This window comes from Frankia sp. AiPs1, from assembly GCF_023716945.1.
In the GTDB taxonomy this organism is placed as follows: domain Bacteria; phylum Actinomycetota; class Actinomycetes; order Frankiales; family Frankiaceae; genus Frankia.
The window spans coordinates 1-7,988 of the sequence record NZ_JAMQQF010000260.1 but is presented as its reverse complement, the minus strand read 5'-3'; the positions used below and the strand labels follow the sequence as shown (position 1 = coordinate 7,988).

General features: G+C 71.2%; 7 protein-coding genes, 1 tRNA gene and 1 pseudogene. 4 read left to right on the top strand and 5 right to left on the bottom strand.

What is annotated here, in order from left to right:
- Positions 1–137 precede the first annotated feature (137 nt).
- Entirely contained in the window at positions 138–1,640 is a 1,503-nt protein-coding gene (locus ND748_RS19935; RefSeq protein WP_251747519.1) for an MFS transporter, read from the bottom strand.
- 234 nt (positions 1,641–1,874) lie between these two features.
- Between ND748_RS19935 and ND748_RS19930 the strand changes: the two genes are divergently transcribed.
- The 3 genes from ND748_RS19930 to ND748_RS19920 all read left to right on the top strand — a co-directional run bounded on the left by ND748_RS19930 (position 1,875) and on the right by ND748_RS19920 (position 3,321).
- Positions 1,875–2,375, top strand: a complete 501-nt coding sequence (locus ND748_RS19930; protein WP_251747518.1) for a MarR family transcriptional regulator — start codon at positions 1,875–1,877, stop codon at positions 2,373–2,375.
- Positions 2,376–2,462: 87 nt separating this feature from the next.
- A tRNA-Ser gene (locus ND748_RS19925) sits at positions 2,463–2,551 on the top strand.
- 386 nt (positions 2,552–2,937) lie between these two features.
- Positions 2,938–3,321 carry a nuclear transport factor 2 family protein gene (locus ND748_RS19920; protein WP_251747517.1) on the top strand — a complete coding sequence of 128 codons (384 nt, stop codon included), beginning with the start codon at positions 2,938–2,940 and terminating at the stop codon, positions 3,319–3,321.
- Positions 3,322–3,369: 48 nt separating this feature from the next.
- Here the strand turns inward: ND748_RS19920 and ND748_RS19915 are convergent, their stop codons facing one another.
- Positions 3,370–4,257: a helix-turn-helix domain-containing protein gene (locus ND748_RS19915; protein WP_251747516.1), complete on the bottom strand. Its 888-nt coding sequence runs from the start codon at positions 4,255–4,257 to the stop codon at positions 3,370–3,372.
- Positions 4,258–5,291: 1,034 nt separating this feature from the next.
- On the opposite strand from ND748_RS19915, the gene ND748_RS19910 reads away from it, so the two are divergent.
- Complete coding sequence (locus ND748_RS19910) at positions 5,292–5,885, top strand: hypothetical protein (protein ID WP_251747515.1); 594 nt, start codon at positions 5,292–5,294, stop codon at positions 5,883–5,885.
- Positions 5,886–5,967: 82 nt separating this feature from the next.
- Here the strand turns inward: ND748_RS19910 and ND748_RS19905 are convergent, their stop codons facing one another.
- The 3 genes and pseudogenes from ND748_RS19905 to ND748_RS19895 form a co-directional block, all read right to left on the bottom strand.
- Positions 5,968–6,387 carry a DUF3817 domain-containing protein gene (locus ND748_RS19905; protein WP_251747514.1) on the bottom strand — a complete coding sequence of 140 codons (420 nt, stop codon included), beginning with the start codon at positions 6,385–6,387 and terminating at the stop codon, positions 5,968–5,970.
- Positions 6,387–6,857, bottom strand: coding sequence for a hypothetical protein (locus ND748_RS19900; RefSeq protein WP_374215984.1), 471 nt, complete (start codon positions 6,855–6,857; stop codon positions 6,387–6,389). Before ND748_RS19900 ends, ND748_RS19905 begins: the two co-directional genes overlap by 1 nt.
- Positions 6,858–7,406: 549 nt before the next feature.
- A pseudogene (locus ND748_RS19895) lies at positions 7,407–7,988 on the bottom strand (hypothetical protein); the annotation flags it as partial.

The following is a 7,988-nucleotide window of genomic DNA, read 5'->3' as shown; positions in this document are numbered from 1 at the left end:
GCTCTCGCCGCGGTCGCCCGGCCGGGCGGGGGCGCGATCGGCGTCCTGGTGGGAGTGTCTGCTCACCCTGCCGGGATGCCCGAACGCGCGGGTGCCCACACCGCGGGCGCCCGCGCGTCCGACGCGCCGGGATGAGCTCAGGCCTGGACGGCGTCCACCGTCTCCGCGTCGAGGACCGCGGTGTTGGTCTCCCGCTGGGCGGGAACGGTGACCGCGGCGCTCGCCCGCCGGCCGGGAATGAAGGTGGCCAGCAGCAGCGCGAGCAGGGCCGACCCGGCGCCGAGGACGAACGCGAGCCGGAAGCCGCCCTCGGAGGGCAGCGCGACGCCTTCGAACGTCGTGGTCATGTGCGCGAGGACCACGCCGACGACCGCGGCGGAGGAGGAGGTGCCGAGCGAGCGCATCAGGGTGTTCAGGCCGTTGGCGGCGGCGGTCTCGGTCGCCGGCACCGCGGCCATGATCAGGGCGGGCATCGACGCGTAGGCCAGGGCGACCCCGAGGCCGATGATGCAGGCGAGGAGGATGATCTCCCAGACCTCGCTCATGAGTACCAGCCCGAGCCCGTAGCCGATGGAGATGGTCAGCGCGCCCATCATCAGGGTGACCTTGGATCCGAAGGCCGCGGAGAGCCGGGCGGTGACCGGGGAGGCCAGCATCATCACGAGGCCGAACGGCGCGAAGCACAGGCCCGCGACGATCATCGACTGGCCGAACCCGTAGCCCGTGCCCTTGGGGGCCTGTAGGAGCTGCGGGATGATCAGGGACATGCCGTACATCGCGAATCCGATGATGACCGAGGTCAGGTTGGTCATCAGGACCTGACGACGGGCGCTGATCCGCAGGTCGATCAGCGGGCTCGGAGTGCGCAGCTCCCAGCCGCCCCAGGAGAGCAGGATCACGACGGCGGCGACGCCGAGCCCCAGTGTGGTGGGCTTGGTCCAGCCCCAGTCGCTGCCCTTGGAGATGACGAGCAGCAGGCACAGCACGCCGGCGGACATCCCGAGGGCGCCGACGAAGTCGAAGCGGCCGTGGGCCTTGTCGCTCACCGGCGACTCGGGGACCACCTTCCAGATGACCAGCAGGGTCAGCACCGCGAGCCCGGCCGCCCCCCAGAACAGCACGTGCCAGTTGACCTGCTGGGCGATGATCGCCGACAGCGGGACGCCGAGGGCGCCGCCGATTCCCAGCGAGGAGCTCATCAGCCCGAGCGCCGAGCCGAGCTTCTCCGGCGGGAGCTCGTCGCGCATCACGCTGATCCCCAGCGGGATCAGACCCGTGGCCAGTCCCTGCAGCGCGCGCCCGGCGACCATCGGGATCAAAGCGGTGCTCAGGGCGCAGACGATCGAGCCGATGATCAGCACCACGAGGCTGAGCATCATCATTCGCTTCTTGCCGTACATGTCGCCGAGGCGGCCCACGATCGGCGTCGAGACCGCGGCGCCGAGCAGGGTCGCGGTCACCACCCAGGCCGTGTTCGAGGCGGATGAGTGCAGCAGCTCGGGAAGATCCGAGATGAGCGGCACCACGAGGGTGTGCATGACCGAGACCACGACCCCGGCTGTGGCCAGAGCCCCGATCATCAGCCCGGGCGCGGGCGCGCCCTCCTGCCGATTGGTCGGGTCGGCGGACGCCTGTGCCATGGGAGCCTCCGGGTGGATGACGGTGAGAAGCGCCGACGGAAGGTGACCGTCTGCGCGCGGACCGCGAGTGAACGCAGGTGCGGCAAGGCCACGTCGTTTGCAAGGGGGTTTGCGAGATCGTTTCGGTGGCCACGGACGATCGCTCATGTGCAAGGTACATGCTATGTGTGCCGTGCACAGACGGCGGAGCTGCGCATAGTCTGGGATGAAGGTCACGGTCAGACGAGGGCATAGGTGCCCGGATGCGCGGCGGAGGCGAGCGTGCTCGAGGACCTGCAGGAGATCGAGCGGGAGCTGTTGTTGCTCGCCCGCCATCACATCCTGCCCACGTCCACACACAAGCAACATGGCCGCACCCTCGACCGCTCGGCGTACCTGCTGCTGAGCCGGATCGAGGCGGAGGGGCCGATGACCATCGGGCAGCTCGCCGACGCCTTCGCCCTCGACGTCTCCACCGTCAACCGGCAGGCCGCGGCGATGCTTCATGCCGACCTGGTCGAGCGCATCCCCGATCCAGACGGCGGGATGGCCCGCAAGCTGGCGGTCACGCCACAGGGGCTGGAGCGCCTGCATGCCGACCGCGGCGTGGTCCTGCGAGGGCTGGGCCAGGTTCTCGGAAGCTGGTCCGACGAGGACCGGCGATGTTTAGCCGACCTGCTCGGCCGCTTCAACATCGCCTGCGAGCGCGAGAACGGCTATCCCTGGCCCCGCCCCACCCGCGTCTCCGACCGGTAGCCGCCCCCGACGTCGTCGCCGCGCCCGCGACCACGCGATGATCGGATCTTGTAGGATGAGCGTGCTTGGCTGGCGTAACGCCAGGTAGGAGGGCTCGCCTAGAGGCCGATGGCGGCGGTCTTGAAAACCGCTATGGGGAGTGATCCTCATCGTGGGTTCGAATCCCACGCCCTCCGCCCACTCTCAGGTTTTGCATCAGATCCGCAGGCCAGAACCGGTATCGGCCAGGCCGGGGGCGATCAACCACCACCCTGGCTGACTCCGGCTGGATCCGGCTGTCTGTGCCCGCACCGCGCCCGCGGACAGACACCGGCCGACCCCGGCTGTCTGTGTCCCACCTGCGTCCCGATCATGAAGTATCGGCGGGACGGGCCGCGGGACCGAGCCTCGGCGTGGGGTGGCGCCGGTCGAGCCAACGTCCATGACCGCATTCAGCTCCTGATGTTCCCCCGCTGCTTTACCTCGCCGGTAATCGACGGGGCCCGCGGCCGGCGGCGACTCTGGTCCGGTCGGTAACGGCCGACGCCGGCAGGCGCAGACCCGCCGGGACGAACGCAGGGAGATGAGTGCTGTGACCGTGCACACCGAGGCCGTCGAACGTTACTTCGCCGCCTGGAACGCGACCGAGCCGGACCGGATCGCGGCGGCGGTCAGCGCGGCGTGGATTCCGGATGGCGGCTACACCGACCCTACGGTCGAGGTCGTCGGCCGCGACGGGATCACCGAGCTGATCGCCGGGGTGCACCGGCAGTTCCCGGGCTTCACCTTCCGTCCGGTCGGGTCGGCTGACGGCCACCACGACGTCGTGCGGTTCGGCTGGGAGCTGGTGTCGCCGGCCGACGGCTCGGCGCCCGTCGCTGGGTTCGACGTGCTCACCCTCGCCGACGACGGGCGGATCCGCGCCGTCAGCGGGTTCCTGGACCGCGTGCCCGCCGGGGCGGCATAGCTCCCCGTTTGGATAGCTCCCCGGTCGGGCGGTGTGAGCGCCGGCCGGTCACCGCGCCTCGGTGAGGGCCACGAGGGCCTTGGCCGTCTCCGGGTCGGCGGGCAGGAACGTCTCGACCGCCAGCTCGGAGACGGTCACGTCCATCGGGGTGTTGAATGTCGTCAACGTCGAGATGAGCGTGAGCAGGTGCCCCTCGACCACGATCCGCATCGGCAGCGCGAGCGCCGGGGGCGCTCCGTCGGCCGGCGCCGCGGGATTCACCGATCCGACGCCTGTGTCCGCCCCCGGATCTTCGGCGCCCGGGCGGTCGGGAACGGGATAGGCGGACACCTCGTCGTGGAGTGCGCGCAGCTGCGACGAACCACGCAGAATCATGTTCCGCTGCATTCTCTCCAGCAGGTGCGACCGCCATTGCGCCAGATTCACGATCCGCGGCGCGAGCCCGCGCGGATGCAGGGTGAGGCGCATTGCGTTCAGCGGTGGGCGCAGCAGGTCCGCCGACACACCCGTGAGCAGAACCAGCGCCGCGCGGTTGGTCAGTGCAACGTCATAGTGCCCGTCGAGCACCAGTGCCGGGTTCGGCTCATAAGCGGTGAGCAACTGCTCCAACCCGGCGCGCACGGCGGTCATCGCCGGGTCGTGCAGCGGCGTCTCCGGGTAGGCCGGAGCATAGCCGGCGGCGATCAGCAGCGCGTTGCGGTCCCGCACCGGAACGTCGAGATGTTCGGCGAGTCGCAGCACCATCGCTCGGCTCGGCGTGGCCCGGCCGGTCTCCACGAAACTGATGTGCCGGGCCGAGCTATCCGCCCGAAGTGCTAGCTCGAGTTGACTGACTCTGCGTCGTTCCCGCCACTGCCGCAGCAGCGCGCCCACGCCCATCCGGGCACCCCCGGGCACCGGATCGGCCGGGCCGGGGCCCGTCGAGGGGGTCGTCATGCGTGCAACCGTAGCCAGTCTGGCCGGGGCCGGTCGTGCCGTCGTTCGCCACGACATGGCCAAGTGTCCCTGCATTGTGATTTTCGGGTTGGATGATGTCCGCAGCGGGCGTCTGCCCTGAGCGGCCCGAAAGGTTGCGCAAGATGCCCGGAGTAGGTGGGATCGCCCCGACCTGACCGTCTCCGGAGCGTTGGCACTGGACAAACACCCTGAAGACTCGACGGCCGGTTGCGTGACGCTTGTGCAGGTCTGCGACAGGATGGCCGGGTGCCTCCCCGTCGGTCGACATCCCCTCGCGCGATCCCGGCCGCCGTCTCCTCGCCCCGGCGTCCCCGCGCGATTTCCGTAACCCTTCACCCCGATCCGGATCAGCCCGGCCGGCAACCGACACTGCCGATCCAGGTGCCCCGCCGCCGGCAGCCCGAGGCCGGCGCGCATATCGCGGTTACGGCCAGTTGTGCCGGCTGCGACACGCGGTGGACCGATCCGACCACGACCCATTGCGGTTCATGTCATCAGTCCTGGCCGAGCGTGCAGGGCTTCGACGACCACTTGGTCGAATGCCCGGCCCATCCGGTCATCGCCGCCCGGCGGGTGCGGCGGGAACCCGAGCAGTCCGGCGTCGGGGTCGCCTGACCGGCGCCATTGGCGCCGGCGTCGGACCGGTCCGGAGTTTCCCGCTGGTCGGCCGAAACTCCGTCGGCCGCCTGTTTCCCGACTCCGCCTGCGATTGCGGTCAACGAGTCGGTGACGCGGTCACGGAACTGCTACGTTCCGGCGCTGGAGCGTCCGTTGCCGCCCGCGGCGTGGTGTGCACCCGGTCGTCGGGTGCAACCCGGTCGTCGCGTGCACCCGGTCGTCGCGTGCGAGCCCTTCAGGGCGGCCGCTGCGGTCGTGCGCGTGCCGGCTGTCCCGGACGGTCCTGACGGGACGGTCCGGTCCGGGACGGGGCTCAGGCGGGGACGGTCGGATGGGGCGGTCGGGATGGGGCGGTCGGATGGGGCGGTCGGATGGGGCCGGAGGATGGAGAGCCGATGACGGTCTGTGGGCTGGTCCGGTTGGACGGGGTCGACGTGCGGCGGGCGGTGCTCACCACGATGCTGGCCTCCTCCGCCGCCGGGCTGCCGGCAGCGCGCGGGGTGCACACTGACGGGGCGTTCGGGGCGGTGAGCGCGGCGGATCCGGACGTCGACCCGACTCCGCCGATCGCCGTCGACGAGGCCGGGCTGGTGGTGATCACCGACCCCTCGCCGCGGGCTGCGGGAGCCCGCCGCTCGGCCCGGGCGTCGGCCGCCGCCTACCGCACCGGCGGTCGGTGGGCCCTGCTGAGCCCCACGGGCACCGTCGCCGTCGTCTGGGAACCGGCGCGGGCTCGACTGGTCCTCGTCCGGCCGTCGGGTGCCCGTACGGACCTGGTCACCTGGTCCGACGGACGGGCGTTCGCCTTCGGCACCGAGATCGAACAGGTGCTGTCCGTCGGCGGTGGCGGGCTGTCGCGCCCGGCCCGGCTGCGGCGGCTCGGGCCGGGCGAGGTCGTCATGATCACCGTGCCCGCCGGGCGGCACCGCCCCGCCCTCGCCGCAGTCCGCCAGCGCACCGGCGGACTGGCCCAGGCCGGCTGCCCGTGACGCCACCAGCCGCCTGAATCGCCCCGAGCCGCCCCGGCCCCGCCGGTGGCCCTCCCGGCCCCGGTGACAGGGCCCGATCTGGTCAGCGGGCGGGGGCCTCAGCCGTCTCGCCGGCGGCGGGACGAGCGGTCCTGGCGCCGGCCGGGGCCGCGAGGTGCTTGCGTCGGATCAGCGCGCTGACCCGGCGCTCGGCAACGAACGACAGGAACGGAATCGTGCCCGCGAGCATGATGAGGATTGTCTGCCGCAGCGGCAGCCGGCAACGGTTTGCCAGGTCGTACGCGCAGGCCAGGTACACCATGTACAGCACGCCGTGGATAGGGCCGATCGCCGCGACGACGGTGTCGGTGCCGCCGGCGTACTTCAACGGCACACCGACGCAGACCAGCAGGATCAGGCCGACGCCGACGACATAGGCGATCACGCGGTACCGCAGCAGGGCGGCTCGGACCGCCGGCGCGGCGGAACGTCCCCCGGCGGTGCGGGAGGGGGCGGGGGTCATCAGCGGGCTCCGTTGATCTGTTTCGGGTTGAGCTTTGACTCGATCTGTTTCGGATCGATCTGCTTCAGGGCCTCGCGCAGCACGTCGCGCTCGTACAGCGAGGTGAGGTAGCGGTTGTAGGCGTCGACCTCCTCGTCCTCCTCGGGCGAGTCCGACGCGGCGGTCAACATCCGGGGACCATCGAGCTCCGGGCGCCAGGGCGCCTCGGGGGCGATCCGTCCGCCCGCGCCCCACTGGGGACCGCTGTCGTCCGTCGGTGACAGCTCTTCCCTGATCATCTTGTACCACCAGTACACGACGAAGGCGGCGAAGATCGGCCACTCGACCCCGTAGAAGAGGTTCTGCAGCGAGCCCTGCGCCGACTCGCCCTTGGTGAGCTGCCATATCCCCATGCGGATGAACAGCGCGACCATAGCGAGCGCGAGAAGATGACGCGCGATCCACGAGGGTGCAAACAACAGCCGGCGCACGCTGTCGACGCTACCTCTCCGGGTCCGATCCGCGTAGGTCGCGGGCCAGGTGTCAGCGACGAGGCTCACACCGTCGATGGCCCGGTCAGGTGAACGGCGGGAGACGGTCTGCTTGCCGGCCCGGGCGTCGAAGCCTGGCTGGGCCCCGGGACGCGCCGCGGCGGTGGCTGGCTACCCAGGGTGCAGGCTGCCCGGGGGTGCGGCTGCCCGGGGGTGCGGCTGCCCGGGGTGCTGGCTGCCGGTGAGTGCTGGGTGCCCGGAGTGGGCGGATGCGGCGGTGGCGAGGGGGCTGGCCGGCCTTGGCCTGACCGGCCAGCCCCGGTACCGCTCGACGGCCCGTTCGGTCGGCTGGGGGGGGTTAGCCGGACGAACGGGCCGAAACGCCGACCGGACCTCCTGGCGCGGGGGCCGGTGTGGCGTTCACATGGTCAGTCGTCTGGGGGATGCCTTTTGGTTGCCGGGGAAGCCAAGATTTTTAAAGTTTTCTGCGATCTCCGTCAGATGCCCCGAACGGGCTGGTGCCGAGCCTCTGAAGGCCCTTGCCCGTCGTCACCGCAACACCGCAGCCGCGAGCGTCCAGCCGGTGAGACTCCCGCTGGAGATCGACACGGTGGTGGCACCGATGTTCGCCGGTAGCGACACGCTCACCCGGGCGTCCGCCGAACCGTCGAGCAAGGTCGACGGCAGCGTGACGGTGAACGTCCGCCTGTCGTGCAGCGAGGACACGGTGATCTCGACTCGTCCCGACGACGATCCGAGGTAGACGTCCAGGGTGCGGGACTGCATGACGAAGGTCGACAACACGGCCGTGCCCTGGACCGCCAGCCGGTCGGTGTCATCGGTGCCGCTGGCCGTCGGCATCCCGCCGCTCCAGTCGAAGCCCGAGGACGACGTCGTCGGGACGCCCATCACGCTCGCGCTGAGCAGTGGGACCGGCAGCGCCGCCCGGTTCTGCACCCCGCCCCACCCCGCACCGAACAGAGTCCAGTCCGCGGCCGCGCCGCCGGGGAGCTGAACTCGCGACCCGGCCGGGAACGGTGCCACGGAGCTGGTGTAGATGCCGGTGGCGGACGGCGCCAGGCCGGTGGTGGGCGCCTGGCCGGTGCCGGCCGCGCCGGCGCCGTCCTGCGC